At 68.9% G+C, this 17,343-nt stretch carries 15 protein-coding genes; 13 read left to right on the top strand and 2 right to left on the bottom strand.

Translation table 11 applies throughout. The annotated features are described in order from the left end of the window. Positions 1 to 8: 8 nt before the first annotated feature. Complete coding sequence (locus tag EII26_RS08585) at positions 9 to 3,116, bottom strand: efflux RND transporter permease subunit (RefSeq protein WP_124888744.1); 3,108 nt, start codon at positions 3,114 to 3,116, stop codon at positions 9 to 11. Further along, positions 3,113 to 4,213 carry an efflux RND transporter periplasmic adaptor subunit gene (locus tag EII26_RS08590; protein WP_124888745.1) on the bottom strand — a complete coding sequence of 367 codons (1,101 nt, stop codon included), beginning with the start codon at positions 4,211 to 4,213 and terminating at the stop codon, positions 3,113 to 3,115. The genes EII26_RS08585 and EII26_RS08590 overlap by 4 nt, the downstream gene beginning before the upstream one ends. 185 nt (positions 4,214 to 4,398) lie before the next feature. On the opposite strand from EII26_RS08590, the gene prfB reads away from it, so the two are divergent. The 13 genes from prfB (at position 4,399) to EII26_RS08655 (ending at position 17,165) form a co-directional block, all read left to right on the top strand. Further along, positions 4,399 to 5,509, top strand: a protein-coding gene (gene prfB / locus EII26_RS08595; RefSeq protein WP_124888746.1) for a peptide chain release factor 2 whose coding sequence is annotated in 2 segments (ribosomal slippage) — positions 4,399 to 4,467 and positions 4,469 to 5,509 — 1,110 coding nt in all. Because the reading frame shifts where the segments join, the coding sequence is not laid out codon by codon here. A gap of 178 nt (positions 5,510 to 5,687) precedes the next feature. Continuing rightward, complete coding sequence (locus EII26_RS08600) at positions 5,688 to 7,433, top strand: peptidase S55 (protein ID WP_124888747.1); 1,746 nt, start codon at positions 5,688 to 5,690, stop codon at positions 7,431 to 7,433. Then, positions 7,430 to 8,062 carry a dTMP kinase gene (gene tmk / locus EII26_RS08605; RefSeq protein WP_124888748.1) on the top strand — a complete coding sequence of 211 codons (633 nt, stop codon included), beginning with the start codon at positions 7,430 to 7,432 and terminating at the stop codon, positions 8,060 to 8,062. Before EII26_RS08600 ends, tmk begins: the two co-directional genes overlap by 4 nt. Further along, positions 8,059 to 8,496 (top strand): DUF327 domain-containing protein, encoded by a 438-nt coding sequence (locus EII26_RS08610; RefSeq protein ID WP_124888749.1) that lies wholly within the window; start codon positions 8,059 to 8,061, stop codon positions 8,494 to 8,496. The genes tmk and EII26_RS08610 overlap by 4 nt, the downstream gene beginning before the upstream one ends. Continuing rightward, on the top strand, positions 8,472 to 9,215 hold the full coding sequence (locus EII26_RS08615) for a hypothetical protein (RefSeq protein ID WP_124888750.1): 744 nt from the start codon (positions 8,472 to 8,474) through the stop codon (positions 9,213 to 9,215). The genes EII26_RS08610 and EII26_RS08615 overlap by 25 nt, the downstream gene beginning before the upstream one ends. Further along, positions 9,187 to 10,602 (top strand): regulatory iron-sulfur-containing complex subunit RicT, encoded by a 1,416-nt coding sequence (gene ricT / locus EII26_RS13615; RefSeq protein ID WP_124888751.1) that lies wholly within the window; start codon positions 9,187 to 9,189, stop codon positions 10,600 to 10,602. The genes EII26_RS08615 and ricT overlap by 29 nt, the downstream gene beginning before the upstream one ends. After that, complete coding sequence (ftsY, locus tag EII26_RS08625) at positions 10,599 to 11,537, top strand: signal recognition particle-docking protein FtsY (protein ID WP_342447307.1); 939 nt, start codon at positions 10,599 to 10,601, stop codon at positions 11,535 to 11,537. The genes ricT and ftsY overlap by 4 nt, the downstream gene beginning before the upstream one ends. After that, positions 11,534 to 12,556, top strand: a complete 1,023-nt coding sequence (locus EII26_RS08630; protein WP_124888752.1) for a hypothetical protein — start codon at positions 11,534 to 11,536, stop codon at positions 12,554 to 12,556. Before ftsY ends, EII26_RS08630 begins: the two co-directional genes overlap by 4 nt. After that, positions 12,553 to 13,116 (top strand): DUF4416 family protein, encoded by a 564-nt coding sequence (locus EII26_RS13620; protein ID WP_124888753.1) that lies wholly within the window; start codon positions 12,553 to 12,555, stop codon positions 13,114 to 13,116. Before EII26_RS08630 ends, EII26_RS13620 begins: the two co-directional genes overlap by 4 nt. Then, a complete protein-coding gene (gene purB, locus EII26_RS08640) occupies positions 13,113 to 14,411 on the top strand; it encodes an adenylosuccinate lyase (protein ID WP_124888754.1) in 1,299 nt (432 codons plus the stop codon). Before EII26_RS13620 ends, purB begins: the two co-directional genes overlap by 4 nt. A gap of 13 nt (positions 14,412 to 14,424) precedes the next feature. After that, the gene (locus EII26_RS08645; protein ID WP_233572681.1) at positions 14,425 to 15,321 is read left to right on the top strand and encodes a tyrosine-type recombinase/integrase; all 897 of its coding nucleotides are present in this window, start codon (positions 14,425 to 14,427) and stop codon (positions 15,319 to 15,321) included. Positions 15,322 to 15,373: 52 nt separating this feature from the next. After that, a complete protein-coding gene (locus EII26_RS08650) occupies positions 15,374 to 16,222 on the top strand; it encodes a purine-nucleoside phosphorylase (RefSeq protein WP_124888756.1) in 849 nt (282 codons plus the stop codon). After that, the gene (locus EII26_RS08655; RefSeq protein WP_124888757.1) at positions 16,212 to 17,165 is read left to right on the top strand and encodes a M23 family metallopeptidase; all 954 of its coding nucleotides are present in this window, start codon (positions 16,212 to 16,214) and stop codon (positions 17,163 to 17,165) included. Before EII26_RS08650 ends, EII26_RS08655 begins: the two co-directional genes overlap by 11 nt. The last annotated feature ends 178 nt before the right edge of the window (positions 17,166 to 17,343 follow it).

The raw sequence follows: 17,343 nt of genomic DNA on the forward strand, positions 1-17,343 counted from the left end.
CGATCCCTTCATGGCGTTGGCCTGGCCTCCCTGAAACGCGCTTTTTTCCGGATGCGCTCCTCGAAGATGCTGTACATGACCGGGACGATCAGGAGCGTCACGGCCGTGGACAGCATCAGCCCGCCCATGACGGAGACCGCCAGGGGCCTCCAGAGCTCGGCGCCCTGGGCATTGCTCACCGCCATGGGCAGCATCCCGAAGAACGTCGTGAGCGTGGTCATGAGCACCGGGCGCAGGCGTCGGGCTCCGGCCTGGGAGAGGGCCTCCCTCAGGGGGGCCCCGCGCGCCCGGAGAAGGTTCACGTAGTCCAGCAGCACGATGGCGTTGTTGACCACGATCCCCACCAGCATCACCACGCCCAGCAGCCCCTGAAGCGAGAGGGGAAGCCCCGTCAGCAGATAGGCGAAGACCACGCCCGTCAGGGCGAAGGGGATGCTGAACATGATGACGAAGGGGTCCAGAAACGCCTCGTACTGTCCGGCCATTACCATGTAGACCAGGATCACGCCCAGGACCGCCAGAAGCGCCATCTGCCGGAAGGCGACGGCCTGCTCCTTGATCTCGCCCCCGAAGTCCAGGGTGATCCCCGGCGGGATGTCCAGCTCCCGAACGGCCCGCCGCGCGTCGGCCGTGACCTCGCCCAGGGAGCGCCCGTGGACGTTGGCGTCCACCACCACGTAGCGCTGCTTGTTCTTGCGCTGGATCTCGGGAGGACCGCTCTGGTCCGCGATGCGCGCGACCGTCGAGAGCCGGATCATGCCGCCCGCCGCCGTCGGGACCGTCAGACGGTCGAACACGGCGCGCGCGTTGCGCTGGTCCGCCTGCAGCCGGATGCGTATGGGGTAGTCGTCCTCGCCCTCCCAGTAGCTTTCCCGCGTCCTGTGCCCGTAGAAGAAGGCCCTGAGCGTCGCGGCCACGGCCGAGGTGCTGACCCCGTGCAGCATGGCCTTCTCCCGGTCGATGTCCACCCAGATCTCGGGACGGTTCTGCTTCTGGCTGATCCCGACGTCCACGGCTCCGGGGAGCGCGCTCAGAAGGCTCTTGACCCGATTCGAGACCGCGAGGACCTCCCCGAGGTCGTCGCCGAACACCTCGACGTTCAGGGGTTTCGTGCCCAGAAACATGGCCTTGATGGGGGAGGAGTTCACGACGTTGAGCTTCTCGATGCCCGGCTGGGTGCGGAGCCAGGCCCGGAGGGCCTCCCCGACCTGCGCGGCGCTTCGGGACCGCTTGCTCTTGTCGACCAGCTTCAGCCCCACGTTGCCGATGTTGGTGCCCGCCTGCTGTCCCGCGGCGACGCTCATGCCCTTCTCGTCCACGCCGTCGTAGCCGAAGACGCTCAGGGCCTCGGGGACGTGCTCCGTGATGTGGGCGATCGTCCGGACCACGAGGCGGTCGGTCTCCTCCATGCGGGTCCCCTCGGGCAGGGTGATCTGGATGGAGATCTCGCCCGTGTCAGGGTCGGGGGTCAGCTCGGTGCCCACGTAGCGGAACCCGGCCGCGGTCAGGACGAGCAGGAGCAGAGAGCCGGCGATCAGGAGTCCCCGGTTCGAGAGGCTCCAGTCCAGCAGGTTCTGGTAGCCGGTCTCCAGACGGACGAGCGCGGCGTCCGTCCAGCGATGCAGCCTGAGACGGTCCTCGCCCCTGCGGAAGAACACGCTGCCCATCATCGGGACGAAGGTGAGGCTGACGAAGAGCGAGGCCGCGACGGCGGCGACCATCACGACGGTGAGGGAGGAGAAGAATATGCCCACCAGCCCCCCGATGAAGGCCAGGGGAAGGAGCACCACCACCGTGGTGAGGGTCGAGGCGACGAGCGCGGACTGGACCTCCGTGGCTCCGACGATGCTGGCGACGCCCCTTCGCGTGCCCCGCTCCATGTGATGGACGATCTGGTCCGTCGCGACGATGCAGTTGTCCACGACCATGCCGCTGGCCATGGCCAGGGCGGACAGGGTGAAGATGTTGATGGTGTAGCCGAACTGCCCCATGAAGATGAAGGTGATGACCAGGGAGAAGGGGATGGCACCGCAGACGATGAGCGAGGCGGGAAGCCGCTTCAGGAAGATCCAGGTGACCGCGAAGACCAGGAGGATCCCCAGCCCGAGCGAGCGCGACAGGTTGCCGATGGAGTTCAGGATGAACTCGGAGGTGTGCAGGCCGATGCTGTAGTCCACGTCCGCGGGGAAGTCGTGCGCCTTCATCTCGGCCAGTTTTGCGATGACGGCCCGGGTCACCTCGACGGTGTTGGCGTCGCTGTTCTTGAGGATCGGCAGGATGACGGCCCCCCGGTCGTAGTGATAACCCTGGAGGTCGACGTCCTTGTAGGTGTCCCGCACCTCCGCGACGTCCCGAAGGTGCACGGCGTTCCCTCCGGAGGCCCCGACGACCGTGCCCGCGAGGTCCTCGAGGGAGTGGAAGCGCCCGGGGACGCGGACGTAGTACTCGGTCTTGCCCTGTTTCAGCGATCCGGCGGGGATGTTGAGGTTCTCCCCCTCGATCGTGCGCACGATGGACGCCGCCGGGATCCGAAAGGCCTCGAGCCGGTCCAGGTCCATCTGCACCTGAATCTCACGCTGGCGGCCGCCGTAGACCAGCACCTGACCCACCCCCGGCACGCGGGAGAGCGTCTCCTTCACCGTCCTCTCCGCGAAGTGGTGGAGACCGTCGAAGGAGCGCTCGGCGGTCAGGGACACGATGAGGATCGGGATGGTGCCGGAGGTGATCCGGAGGAGAAACGGCTCCTCGGCGTCCTCGGGCAGATCGCGCCGGGCGATGTTGATGGCGTCCCGGACGTCGCCCATCCGGGCATCCAGGTTCTCCCCCCACTTGAACTTGACGTTGACGACGGAGATGTTGTCGAGCGACTTGGAGAAGATGCTGTCCACGCCCTCGAGCAGCGACACCCTGTTCTCGACGGCCTTCGTGACCCGCTGTTCGACGTCGCTGGCCGAGGCCCCGGGCCAGGTCACCAGCACGTTGACGACAGGAGGCTCGATCTCCGGAAGGAGGTCCAGCTTGAGGTTCACGAAGACGATCCCCCCCACCAGGATGACGGCGAGGAAGACCATGAGCGTCGAGACGCGGCGCCGAACGGATAGTTCCGGAAGGTTCACGGCCGCGTCACCTCGATGGCGATCCCGTCCCTCAGCTTCGAGGAGCGGACGGCGACGATGCGGTCCCCGGAGGCCAGGCCGGAGCGCACCTCGACGATGTTGTCCTGTTCCGATCCGGTCTCGATCTTGCGCAATACGGCCTTGTCGCCGCCGGCATCCTCGGAGACCACGTAGCAGATCCGCTCGCCCGTCCCCGGCAGGAGGGCGACGCTCTCCAGGGGCAGTCCCCAGGCCTCGCGCTCCCCGACGGCGATGGTCACTCGGGCGAACATGCCGGGCTTGAGAAGCCCCTCGGAGTCGAGCAGAACGTCCACCTTGCCCGTCCGGGTCACCGGGTCCAGGGAGGGGTGCACCTGCGAGACGGTGGCCTCGAACTCCCGGTGCGGCAGGGCGTCCGCGCGGACGCGGACCTTCTGCCCCGCCTTGACGGAGGCGTAAAGGCGCTCGGGAACGCTGCCCGTCACCTTGACGCGGGCCTGCCGGGAGATGACGAACGCCGGCGCGGCCCCGGTGGTGTCGCCGGGGTCGATGCTGCGTTTCAGGAGGATGCCCGATATCGGGGCCGTCACCGTGCTGTAGCCCAGCAGAATGCGGGCGCTCGCCAAAGCGGCCCGGGCCTCCTGCTCCTGGCGGGACGCACCCTGAAATTCGGCCTCGACATGGTCGAACTGCTGGCGGCTCACGGCCTTCTGCTTGAAGAGCCTGGTCATGCGGCTGTAATCCGCCCGGGCCGTAGCCGCGTAGCTGGCGGCCCTGCCCACCGCCGCCTCGGCCTGCAGAACCTGTTGGCGCAGAAGGCTGTCGTCGAGGACGGCCAGCTTCTGCCCCTCGCGGACCTGCGCCCCCTCCTCGACGAGCACCTTCAGAACCGTTTTTCCCTGAGCCTTGGCGACGACGGCCGCCTTTTCCTCGGGCTCGATGTTGGCGGAGAAGGAGACGGTCTCCTCGAAGACGGCGCGCCTCGGAGCGATCGCCTCGATCCTCAGGATGTCGGGGGGCGCGGCGGCCTGCGACAGCGCTTGGGTCTCGTGCCTCCGGTAGAGGATCAGCCCCGTGAAGATGGCGATGAAAAGAACACCCCAAAGGAGCTTTTTCATGGCATGACCTCGCTTTCCCTTGTACTGGGGCTTCGGATTCGAAGTCTTTCTCGGCTTTTTTGAGGGGCGGAGGTGTATTTTTGCGTACTTGGCCTCGATCGGCCTCGAACTTTGACGGATGTTACGCTATTATAGAACAAACAAAAATGGAGAGCGACCCTCTCCGCCCTTTTGGAGGAATACGCATGATCGTGGCGAACGTATCGGTATTGGAGGAACTGCGCACCCTCAAGCGGGAGCTGCAGGACAGTCTTTGACCTGCCCGCGCTGAGGGAACGGGCGAAGGAGCTGGAGGCGGCGACGTCGGCCCCGGACTTCTGGTCGCGGGAGGGGAATCAGGAGCTCCTGAAGGAGCTCTCGGGGATCAACGGTCGCATCGCGGAATGGGAGGGGGTCTCCTCCGAGCTGGAGGATCTGGAGGTCCTCGAGGAGATGCTGCGGGAGGACGACGACGCCGAGCTGCAGGGGGAGTTCGAGCGGCGCGCGGAGGAGCTGCGCCGGACGCTGGAACATCACAAGCTGTTGATCCTCCTGGATGAGGAGTACGACACCTCCAACGCGATCCTGACCGTGCACGCCGGCTCCGGAGGGCTGGACTCCCAGGACTGGGCGGAGATGCTGCTCCGGATGTACCTGCGCTACGCGGAGCGCGAGGGCTTGAAGACGACGGTCCTGGAGGCCGCCTCCGACGAGGAGGCGGGGATCAAGAGCGCCACCGTGATGGTGGAGGGCGACCACGCCTACGGCTTCCTGAAGGGCGAGAAGGGCGTGCACCGTCTGGTGCGCATCTCGCCGTTCGACTCCGCGCATCGGCGCCACACCAGCTTCGCCTCGGTGGGGGTGTCGCCGGAGTTCCCGGACGACGTGGACGTGGAGGTGCGCGCCGAGGACCTTCGGGTGGACACCTTCCGGGCCAGCGGAGCGGGCGGACAGTACGTGAACCGGACGGACTCCGCCGTGCGCATCACCCACATTCCGACGGGGATCGTGGTGAGCTGTCAGAACGAGCGGTCGCAGCACATGAACCGCCAGGTGGCGATGCACGTGCTGAAGAGCAAGCTCTACGAGCTCGCGTTGCAGGAGCGGCAAAACGAGCTGGCCTCGGTGGTCGGGGACAAGAAGGAGAGCACGTGGGGCAGCCAGATCCGCTCCTACGTGCTGCATCCCTATACCCTGGCCAAGGACCACCGCACCGGGAGCGAGAAGGGCAACGTTCAGGCCGTGCTCGACGGGGACCTGGGCGATTTCATCATGGGATACCTGCGCTGGCACGCGCGGGGCGAGAGGGAGGCCTAGCGCCGCGGAGGGGAGGACGAGGGCGCTGCGGCGAAGGCTCCGAATCCGCGTTCGGTCCGGCCCCGTCGTGAAAAATTCAGGGAAGCTCCATCGCCTTCCGCCGAGGGGACGTCCGGCTTTTTGTGCGGTCCCCGCGGCCCTTCCCGCGAGCTTTCCCAGTCTGGAGTGGTTTGGATTCATGATTGTATCACTGCGGCGAGCCGCCGTTATCCTGTTCCTCCTTTTTGCCTGTTCGGCGCCCGCCTCGGCGGCGCCCGTCCCCTTCGTCCCCGATCGGCCGACGATCTCCGTGGGGGCCGTGAGGCCCGGCATGGGGGGGTATTTGCTCACGGTCCTGAGGGGGACGAAGCCCGTACGCCTGCCCCTGACGGTCGTCGACGTCGTGCCCCAGAAGGGCGAGGTGCACAGCGCCATTCTGGTGCGGCTCCTGTCGTCCCCGAACAACCGTTCCGGCGGCGTGGCGCAGGGCATGAGCGGTTCGCCGGTCTACATCGGGGGCCGGCTGGCCGGTGCCGTGGGGAGCGGGTGGGAGTTCAGCGACCACAACCTGGCGATGGTCACGCCCATCGAGGATATGTGCGCGGTCTTCTCCCGGCCCGAGAGGCTCGCGCGTCCGAGGGGGCTCTCGGGCCGGGGCACGAACGCCCCGGCGGCGCCGCTCTCGGTCGCGGGGCTGGGAGGAGGCGGGGCCGATCGCCTTTCCCGGTCCTTGGGCGTTTCCGTCTCCCCCACGCCCGTCGGCTCGTCCGAGGAGTTGAGGGTCGTGCCCGGCAGGCTCTCGCCCGGGGAGGCCGTCGCGGCCCTGCTGGTCTGGGGGGACGTCGAGGTCGGCGCGACGGGAACCGTCACGGCCACGTCCCGGGACGGCCGTTTTCTGGCCTTCGGACACCCCTTCCTGGGGCGGGGGGCCGTCAACTTTCCCGTGGCTCGGGCCCGCATCCACGAGACGGTCTACAGCCAGGCCTTCCCCTTCAAGCTGGGGAGCCCCGTCTCGCTGGTGGGGACCGTCACGCAGGATCGGGCGGCGGGCATCGGGGGGCGGACGGATTTCTTCACCCCCTCGGTCTCGGCGACCCTGGCCTTTACGGACCTCGATCAGGGGGGGGAGCGCACGGTCCGCAACGTCCGGGTCGTCCCGGACCCCTTTCTGGGAAGCCGCCTGCTGGAGGGGGTCTTCACCGGGCTCCTGGACGAGGTGTGGCGGCGTAAGGGGCAGGGGACCATGACCGTGAACCTCAGGATCGACGGCCGTGGCGTGGAGAATGGGTGGACCCGTACGAACGTCTTTTTTTCGGAGACCGACGTCTCGTCGGCGGCGCTCCGCGAGGCCGCGAGGATCTGGGAGCTCTTTCTGCTGCAGCCCTTTGCGGACGGCATGCCCGTCGGGTTCCGCCTGGAGGTCGAGGCTACGGAGGAGCCCCGGGTCCTGTTCATCGAGGATGTGGCCGTCTCCTCCGACGCGCGGCCCGGCGATTCCCTGGAGGTGGGGGTGACGCTGCGGCCCTGGCGCAGGCGCCCGGTCCGGAAGGAGTTCAGGCTGACCGTGCCGAAGGAGGCCACCGGGACCTGCGAGCTGCTGGTCCGCGGCGGGGGCATTCAGCCCCTGCCCCAGCTGGCGCTGGATGGGGGCTGGAAGTCCATCGACGGCTTGAAGCGCCTGTTGACGGAGGTCGGGGCGATGGACGCCAACAACGAGCTGGTCGTGGAGCTGCTCTGCGATCCCGACACGATCAAGGCCGCCAAGGAGGGCGTCCGGAGCGACGACCGCCGCGACTCCCCCGAGCTGCTGCCCGAGGAGCGGGAGTTCCTCAGCGAGACGAAGGCGCGCAGGATCGGGGAGGGGACGCTCAGGATCTCGCGCTCGGACTACGTCGTCGACGGGCTGATGAAGCGCCTGATCACGGTGAAGGAGGAGGAGGAGTGACCGGGGGCGGCCTCTTCGTCACGGTGGAGGGCGTCGATGGCTGCGGCAAGAGCACTCAGACCGCCCGAATGGCCCGATGGCTGGAGGGCTGGTCGGGCCGCGGGGTGTTGCGGACCTTCGAGCCGGGGGGGTGGGCCGGCGGCGGCCTGCTGCGCTCCCTGATCCTGGGCGGCGACGTTCCGGACGACCGCACGGAGCTGCTGCTCTTCCTGGCCGACCGCAGCGGGCATCTGGCGTCGGTCGTCGTGCCCGCGCTTTCGGCGGGAGAGATCGTCCTGTGCGAGCGCTATTCGGACTCCACCCTGGCCTATCAGGTCTGGGGACGCGGGCTCCCGGAGGCTTTCGCCGGCCCTCTGATCGAGGTCTGCGGCTTCGTCCGGCCCGACCTGACGGTTCTGCTGGACGTCGACGTCGGGACGGCGGAGCGCCGTCTGCGGGGACGGGGCGCGGCCGATCGCATCGAGTCCGCGGGCGCGGGCTTTATGGCGCGCGTCGCCGAGGGGTACCGGGAGCTGGCCCGGCGGAGCCCGGAGCGGTTCGTCGTCGTGGACGCCTCCGGCTCGGAGGACGAGGTCGCGGCACTCGTCGAGGCGGCCGTCCGCGGCCGTCTGGAGGGGGCTTTCGATTGAGGGTCAAGAGGAGCGGGGAGGGCGCGAAGGGCAGGGTGGAGTACGGCGGCGGGGGCGGAGGACGCTCCGCCTCGGCGCCGGGCTCCGTCGCCGCCCCGGCCCCCTTCGGCCTGGCGATGGAGGAGTCGGAGATTCGGGTGCTCCTCGACCGCCTCGACGCCGTGTCGGCCCGCCTCTCGGTCTTTCCGGCGGAGCGCCTGATTGCGGAGTATCGCTCGATTCTGACGGATCTGCTCCGTCGGGCCATGAAGGGCTTCAGCCTCAGGCGCGACCTCCGCTGGCGCAAGACCGACCGCAAGATGTTCGTCACGATCGAGCGGGCCGAGGCCGCCATGGAGGAGCTCGAGGACGCCTTCCGCAGGGAGGGCGACCGCAGCCGGGCCATAGCCCTGCTGGAGGAGATCAAAGGATGCCTGATATCCCTGCTTCTGTGAGCGTGCTCTCCTTTGAGGACCTGCCCGCCTGGCGCGGACTGCTGTCGGAGTTCGAGAGGGGGGACGTCCCGCACTGCCGGGCGCTTTCCGCACCGTTGGCCTGGCACGAGGCTTTGCTGCGCGCCCTGGCGCCCCTCTATCTCGCCTCCGGCGGCCCGGTCGGGGACGGGCATCCGGACCTGTTCGTCGTCGGGGAGGTCGGAAAGGCGCCCAACATCGAGGCCTGTCGGGCCCTGATTCAGGACCTGGCCCTGAAGCCGGTCCGATCCGTCCGCCGTCTGGGGGTCGTGATGGCGGCCGATCGGCTGCTTCTTCCCGCCGCGAACAGCCTGCTGAAGCTGGCGGAGGAGCCTCCGTCCCACGCCTGCATCCTCTTTTTGCTGGAGGGAACCGTTCTGTTGCCCACGCTTCGCAGCCGTGCGCGCCTCTCGGTTCTGGCCGGACCGCTGGAGGTGGAGGGGGCGCCGCCGCCTGGGGACGACGCGGATTGGCTTCGATGGGTCGGGGAGGCCGGGGATTTCGGGGCGATCGCAGGCGATTTGGCGGCGTGGCGGGTCCATGCGCTCCGTTCGGGGGACGTCGAGCTTGCCGCGCGCTTCGAGCGGCTCAGGCTGATCGCGGAGTCGGGAAAACTCTCGGTCCCCGTGTTTTGCGATCTTTTGACTTTGGCACTCAGGGAGGAGCTTCCTTTTGAGCATTTATTTGGCGACTTTCGGTAAGCTGCGCTATCTTGGCCTGGCCGAGATTCCCGATCCGGCCGCTGCGGAGACCCGATGGATCCTCATCAGGACGGTTCGGGGCCTGGAGATGGGGCTGCTGGGAGGCCCGCTGTCCCAGGAACAGGAGGCGAAGTATCGTGCGTCCTGCCTGGAGGACGTCGGGGGAGGGGACCAGACGCGCGGTCCGGAGCCCATGCTCCAGGAGGTCGAGTACGTGCAGAATGCGGACGCCGAGCAGGTCGAAGCGTACTATCAGTGCCGAAACGACGAGAACGAGGTCCTGGTCCGGGCCCGGGAGATCCTGGTCTCGCAGGGCATCCAGATGAAGCTGGTGGACGTCGAGTTCCTCATGGACCGCAAGAAGCTCTTCTTCTACTTCACCTCGGAGCAGCGGGTCGATTTCCGGGCCTACGTCCGGGATCTCGCCAAGGAGTTCAGGACCCGCATCGAGATGCGTCAGATCGGGGTGAGGGACGAGGCGCGCGTGGTGCGCGGCGTCGCCCCCTGCGGAAGGCCCTGTTGCTGCAGCTACTGGCTTCACCGGTTCACGCCCATCTGCATCCGCATGGTCAAGGAGCAGAACCTGGCCCTGAACCCCACGAAGATATCGGGCATCTGCGGCCGTCTGATGTGCTGCATGGCCTACGAGCATCCGCTCTACAACAAGCTGTGGAAGTCCCTTCCCAGTCCCGGGTCCAAGGTCAGGACGGAGAACGGAAACTACGTCCTGGAGAGCGTGGACCTCTCTGCGGAGTGCGTTCGGGTCCGCTTCCCCAGCGGCCGCGTCGTGCCGGTCTCCGTCGCGGAGTTTCAGGACTTCAAGGATGCCGTCCTCCAGGGCAAGGATTGGGGGGACGAGGGCGCCGGCGCGCCGGCGCCGCGTTTCCCGTCGGGGCCGCGCAGAACGGCACCGAAAAGGGACCCCGGGCCGGGAAAGGGCGACGCCCGCCCTTCGCTGCCCCATCGTCTCAAGCCCGAGAAGATCTCCCTGGACGAGCACCTGGCGGGACGGGAACGGCTGCAGTCCGACGCGGCCCCGGGGCTCGACGGAGGCGCGGCCGAGGAGAGGAATGGGGCGCCGCGGAAGCGGCGCCGCCGAAAGAGCGGAGCGGCCGCGAGGGAGGGCGCGCGGCCGGAGGGAGCCTCCGTGCCGGCGCCGCATCCCGAGGGCGGCGGCACGGAGAGGGCGAACAGGCCCCAGAGGCCTCCTCGTGCCCAGGCACCCCGACAGGGGGGGACCGAGGCCGGAGCGGTCTCCGCTCCGGGCGGAGGAGAGGCCCCTCGGGAGGGGCGCCGCTCGAGGCCGCGCCGTAGGCCGGACGGGCGTGACCGGCGCTCTCAGGACCGCCCGGAGGGCGGCGGGGACAATGGGAAAGGGGAGGCATGATGGCGTTTTTCTCTCGGCTGAAGGATAGCCTCAAGGGGGTCAAGGATCGGTGGAGCGGCGGGATCGCGTCGCTCTTCTCCGGAAAGGCCTTCGACGACGGGTTCTGGGAGGAGCTCGAGGATCGCCTGATCTCGGGCGACGTGGGCGCGGAGCTCTCGGAGGAGCTGGTCGGGACCCTGAAGCGGGAGGCGCGGCAGCGGGGGATCTCCAGCCCCGAGGCCCTGAAGGAGGTCTTCGTGTCCCTGATCTCCGAGGAGCTGCTCTCGGTCCCCGGAACGGGCCTTCCGTTCGAGCCCGACGAGGGCGACACTCCCCTCGTCCTGCTGATGATCGGCGTCAACGGCAGCGGAAAGACGACCTCGGCGGGCAAGCTGGCCACGCAGTTTCTGAAGCGCGGGAAGCGCGTCGTGATGGCGGCGGCGGACACCTTCCGGGCCGCGGCCATCGAGCAGCTCCAGGTGTGGGGCGAGCGGGCCGGGGTGCGGGTCGTCGCCCAGAGCCAGGGCAGCGACCCGGCGGCCGTGGCCTTCGACGCCTGGCAGGCCGCCCGCGCCTCCGGGGCCGACGTCCTGATCGTGGATACGGCGGGGCGTCTGCACGCCAAGCACAACCTCATGGAGGAGCTGCGGAAGGTCCATCGCGTGCTCGAACGGGAGGCGGGAGAGGCTCGGCTGCGGACGGTCCTCGTCCTGGACTCCGTCCTGGGGCAGAACTCCGTGGCTCAGGCCGAGACCTTCAACTCCATCCTGCCGCTGTCCGCGGTGATCCTGACCAAATACGACAACACCGCCAAGGGCGGGGTGGTCCTCTCCGTCGCGCGCAAGCTCAAGGTCCCGGTGCGCTACATCGGGTTGGGCGAGGGGGCGGACGACCTCAGCCCGTTCGATCCCGTGGAGTTCGCCGCCGCATTGATGGAAAGCGAGCCCCCTCGATGAACGGTTCCCCGGAGGAGCTTCTGCTCGCCCTGTCGCCGGGGTCGACGCTGCTCGTCCTGCTGCGCACCCTTTACAGTCTGCGCCTGGACTTCGGGGTCCTGTGGCCCGACGGATCCGAGCACGCTTTCGTGTTCCGCAAGGACCAGCTCGTGGCCCTGATCGGGCGCGGACGCTCCGAGGCGCTCGTCCGGGACCTGCCCGACCTCGCCCGGGAGGGGCTGATCCGCCTTGTGGAGCCCGAGGAGGCGGAGGCCGAGGGCGTTCAGGCCCTCCTTGTCGAGCGTCGGGGGGGCCGCGTCCTTCCTCTGTCGGAGGCGGTTGCGCCCTGGGAGCCGCAGTTTCCCGAGTGGTGGGAGGCCCCTCTGCCCTTTGCGATGAACGCGCGGGGCCGGATGCGGATCAACCGGACCGCGTCGCTGATGTTCGGCTCCGACCTGGGGCGTCTGAGCGTCGCGGAGCTGCCCGAGAAGGATGAGTTCATCGTGGAGCTCGAGGGCCGGGAGACTCCGTGTTTTCTGGCCTTTCGCCGTCTCGAGTCGGACATCTTCATCATCGAGGACTGCACCGGCGAGCTGCTGGAGGCCCAGGACATCTCGTGGTGGGCGGCGGTGGGCCGCGCCTGGACGGCCTCCATCGAGGCCGAGGGCCGGGCGTGGCGCCGTGAGGAGACGGCTCCGCCCGAGGGGTTCCCCGGCCGGGCCTGGCCCTGCGAGTGGGAGGGACGCGTTCTGGGCTGGCTCTGTGTGGAGGAGCCGGGACCCCAGGAGGCCCCGGACGGGGGAAGGCAGGACGGGGAATCCCAGGCGGAGCGGGCCCCGGCCCCAAGGAAAAAGCCCCGGGCCCGCCGTTCCGCGCCGAAGCGGGAGGACGAGGTGCTGAAGGCCATCGGGCCGCAGACGATGGCGCTTCTGGCCGCGGGGCAGGTGCCGGAGGAGGATCCGAGCCGGGAGGGGCGGACCGCCGAGGAGGAGGCGCAGGTGCGCCGTTCCGGCGCCAAGGGGCGGGGACGGAGGCCGTGAGCGGGCCCCTCGTGAAGCGCGTCGCCGGGGTGCTCTACCCCGACTCCGAGGAGGAGCGCTTCGCCTGGGTGGTCGAGGAGGCCTCCCGGCTCTGGGGCGCCCCGGACCTCGTGGGGGACGCCGTGCCCTTCGACCTGACGGATTACTATCGGGACATCGCGCCGCGCCTTCTGCGGCGTTTCGTCTGTTTCGCGGGGTTGGTCGACGCCGGAGGGCTCCCGGACTGGAAGCTCGCGTCGTGCGCGCTGGAGGCCCGGAGCCGGGCCCCCCGTGCGGTCAACGTCGATCCGGGCTATGTGGACGGCGCCCGTCTCGTGCTGGCCTCGACGAAGGACCACGCGCACCGAGTATGGCTCCGGGACGGCGTCTACGCCGAGGTGACGCTGCGCTTTCGGTTCGGCCGCTGGCAGAGCTTCGATTACACCTTTCCGGACTTCCGGGAGGGGCGCTACGACGGGTTCCTGTCGGAGGCGCGCCGGCTCTGGCTTGTGGAGACGGGCCGGGGCAAGCGCCGCAGGACTCGCGGGGGCCGCCCTCCACAAAGGAGTGATGTGGGATGATCGATCGCTACACGACGAAGGAGTTTGCCCGGCTATGGAGCGACGAAAACCGTCTCTCCGTGATGCTGGAGGTGGAGCTGGCCGTGTGTCGGGCATGGTGCGAGATGGGCCGGATCCCCGAGGACGCCCTGAGGGAGATCCTGGCGGGGGCGCGTTTCTCCGTGGAGCGGGTCCGCGAGATCGAGGGCGAGGTGCAGCACGACGTCGTCGCCTTCGTCAGCGCCGTGGCGGAGAACGTGGGCAGGAGCGGCCGCTATCTGCACCTGGGGCTCACGAGCAGCGATGTGCTGGATACGGCGAGCTCCATCATGCTGCGCGACTCCCTGGACCTGATCGCCGCGGAGGTCGGGGAGCTGGATGCCGCGGTGCTGGATTTGGCGCGGCGCTACAGGCGCCTGCCCTGTGTGGGGCGCACGCATGGGGTCCACGCCGAGCCGACGACCCTGGGGCTGAAGTTCCTGAACTGGCACGCGGAGCTGAAGCGCGACCTGGAGCGCCTGGCCCTGGCGCGGGAGCATATCGCCTGCGGCAAGATCTCCGGCGCGGTGGGGACCTACGCCCTCTGCCCTCCGGAGCTCGAGGCGCGGGTCTGCGAGCTCCTGGGCCTGACCCCCGCGGCGGTCTCCAGCCAGATCCTCCAGCGCGACCGACATGCCGAGGTGCTGAATGCGCTGGCCCTCTTGGGCTGTGCGATGGAGCGGATGGCGACCGAGGTCCGGCACCTTCAGCGAACGGAGGTCCGGGAGGCCTGCGAGCCGTTCGGCAAGGGGCAGAAGGGCTCGAGCGCGATGCCCCACAAGCGGAACCCCATCAAGTGCGAGCGCGTCTGCGGCATGGCCCGCCTCCTGCGCGGCTATGCCCTGACCGGGATGGAGAACGTGGCGCTCTGGCACGAGCGGGACATCAGCCACTCCTCGACGGAGCGCGTCCTGTGGCCGGACGCCTTCAACGCCGCCGGCTTCATGCTGCGCGAGATGACGGGCGTGCTGAGGGGGCTGGTGGTGGACGAGGCGCGCGTCAGCGGCAACATCGACCTGACGGGAGGGCTGGTCTACAGCCAGAGGGTGCTGACCTTCCTGCTCGACGAGCTCGGCCTCTCCCGCGAGGCGGCTTATGCGGTCGTCCAGGAGAACGCGATGCGCACGATCCGGGGCGACGGACGCTTTCTGGATCTGCTGCTGCGGGACGGGCGGATCCAGGGGCTGGTGGAGCCGGATCGTCTGGAGGCCCTGTTCGAGAACGGGTTCTACCTTCGGCACGTCGATGCCGTCTTCGACCGTTTCGCGGACGACTGACGAGGCGTGGGCCTTGAACCTGCATGCGGCGAGGGATCGGGCCGCCCGTTTCTGTCTCTACCTGGTGGCGGAGCGGGGCCGGAGCCACAAGACGGCGGAGAGCTACGCCTCGGACCTCCGCCAGTGGATGGCCTTCTGCGAGGCGACGGGTCGCTCCCCCTACCCGCCCTCTCCGGCCGACGTCGCCGATTTCCGGCTCGCGCTCGAGTCCGACGGCAAGGCCCGTGCGACGCAGCACCGCGCGGTCGCGGCCCTGCGTTCCTGGATTCGGTTCGTCGAGATGGAGGAGGGAGAGGGGGAGGAGGAGCTGGACCTGCCCGAGCTTCCCCGGAGGACGCGGAAGGAGCCGCGCGTGCTCAACGAGGCGGAGATCAAGCGTCTCCTGGACGCCTGCCGCGGTCCGCGGCCCCTGGACCTGCGGGACCGCGCGATCGTCGAGGTGGGGTACGGATGCGGTCTGAGGGCCAGCGAGCTCTGCGGCCTCGAGGTCCTGGACCTGGATTTCGAGGCGCGCCTGCTGCGGACCCGGGGCAAGGGCAACAAGGTGCGGGTCGTGCCCTTCCTGGGGGAGGCGGCGCGCAGCGTCCGCCTCTACCTGGATTCCGCGCGGCCGGACCTGAACCGCAGGGGGGATGCGCACGTGTTCCTCTCCCGGCTGGGGCGCCCTCTGCGCCGCGAGGACCTCTGGCGCATCCTGAGGCGGCGGGGAACCGTCGCGGGCATCGCGCGGTCGCGCCTGTATCCGCACATCCTGCGCCACAGCTTCGCGACGCACCTCCTGGCGAGGGGGATGGACATGCGGACGCTCCAGGAGATGCTCGGTCACTCGTCGATCATGACGACGCAGGTCTACGCCCACTTCGACCGCGAGATGCGGACGGAGTACGACCGTTTTCACCCCCGAGCCTGAGTCGGCGGACCGAACCCCGGAAGCGCTTGGAACGAAGAAGGAGGAGTTTTCGATGTTGGATGCACTCAGCGATTACGAGCGCGCCGTGAAGGCGCTCGATTCCATCCGCCGCGTGGCCGGAACCTTCGAGCCCGCCACGGCCGTCGTCCTGGGGTCCGGTCTGGGCTCCGTGGCGGACGAGGTGGAGTCCGCCCGAATCCTTAACACCGCGGAGATCCCGGGCTGGCCGCTCTCGACGGCGCCCGGGCACGCCGGGCGCATCGTGATGGGGACGCTCGAGGGCCGGCCGGTGATCCTGCTCCAGGGCCGGGTCCACTTCTACGAGGGCTATTCCATGCGGGAGGTCACCTTCCCGGTGCGGGTGCTGGGGATGATGGGCGTGCGGCAGTACGTGGCCACGAACGCCTCGGGCGGGGTCGACCCCGATCTCGCCCCGGGGGATATCGTGGCGGTGCGGGACCACATCAATCTCATGGGGGCCAACCCTCTGACGGGCGCGTCGGAGCCGCGGTGGAACGTGCGCTTTCCCGACATGACCCACGCCTACAGTCCCCGGCTGCTGGAGGTCCTGGACCGGGCCGCCGCCGGGGTGGGGATCGCCCTGAAGCGGGGCGTCTACGCGGCGTTCATGGGGCCCTCCTACGAGACCCCGGCCGAGGTCCGGATGGCTCGCATCCTGGGGGCGGACCTCGTGGGGATGTCCACGGTCCCCGAGGTCATCGTCGCGAACGCCATGGGGATGGAGACCGCCGTGCTCTCCTGCGTGGCCAACAGGGCCGCGGGGATGGGGGACGAGCATCTGACGGAGGAGGACGTCCTCCGGGTGATGGCCGATTCGTCGCACGCCCTGGGGGGCCTGCTCCGGGCGCTGATGCGCGCCCTCGCCTCCGATGGCCGCTAGGCCGCCTGGGGAGGCGAGCGGAAAAAGCGCCGCTCGGGTCCTTGCGGGGGGCCTTGCGGCCCTTGCCCTGCTGCTCCTCTGTCCCGCCTCCTGGGGCGGCACGTTCGTGACCTTTCCGGAGAGCTGGGACGTCGGGCAGGCCTTCGCCGTCTCCCTGACCTCGTCCGCGGAGTACGAGGACCCATGCGTGACCTGGCTGGGACGGAGGGTCTCGCTGGACGTCGAGCCGGGCGGGGAGGGCCGCATTTCCTACGGCCTGCTCGGCTCCTACGTCCGGGACGTCAAGCCGGGCGACCACCCGCTGGTCTTCGAGTTCGTCCAGCGGGGACAGCATATCCGGGTCACGGGGACCGTGCGGCTCCTGCCCCGGAAGTACCCCGAGGAGCACCTCAAGGTCAGCCCGAAGATGGTCTTCCCGGCCAAGGTGGACCAGGCGCGGATCAAGAGGGAGGCGGCCCTCGCCGCCGCCGCCAAGAGGACGATGACGGTCGAGCGGCTCTGGGCCAGCCCCCTGCAGAAGCCGGTCCGGAGCATCGTCACCAGCAGCTACGGGTTCCGGCGCGTCTACAACGGGACGCCGCGGAGCCCCCATGCCGGGACGGACTTCCGGGCCGCGGTGGGGACTCCGGTCGCCGCACCGCTCGCCGGCACCGTGATCCTGACGGGGGACCACTATTACGCCGGCAAGAGCGTTTACGTGGACTCGGGAAACGGCGTGCTCAGCCTGTTCTTTCATCTGAGCGAGATCGGGGTGAAGAAGGGCGACCGCGTCGTGAAGGGGCAGATCGTCGGCAGGAGCGGCGCCACGGGCCGGATCACCGGTCCCCATCTGCACTACGGGCTCTGCCTGGCGGGCCAGTACGTCGATCCGTACCCACTGTTCGAGGACAGCGTCACCGGGATGCTGAAGCGCATGGAGCGCGAGGAGATCGTGACGGAGTGACGCCGGCGTAGGAACCCATCCTCATTTTTGGGGGGGGCGGCCGCCTCGCGCGTTTCATCATAATTCGCGCTGACCGAAGGGATCGGGGTCTTTCGGCGCTCAATGGGGCACGACAGGATTTCGGCAGCGCGCAACTCGAAAATCAAGGGGGCGGCACATTGCCGCCCCCGTTCTTGTT

Source organism: Fretibacterium sp. OH1220_COT-178, assembly GCF_003860125.1.
Lineage (GTDB): Bacteria > Synergistota > Synergistia > Synergistales > Aminobacteriaceae > CAJPSE01.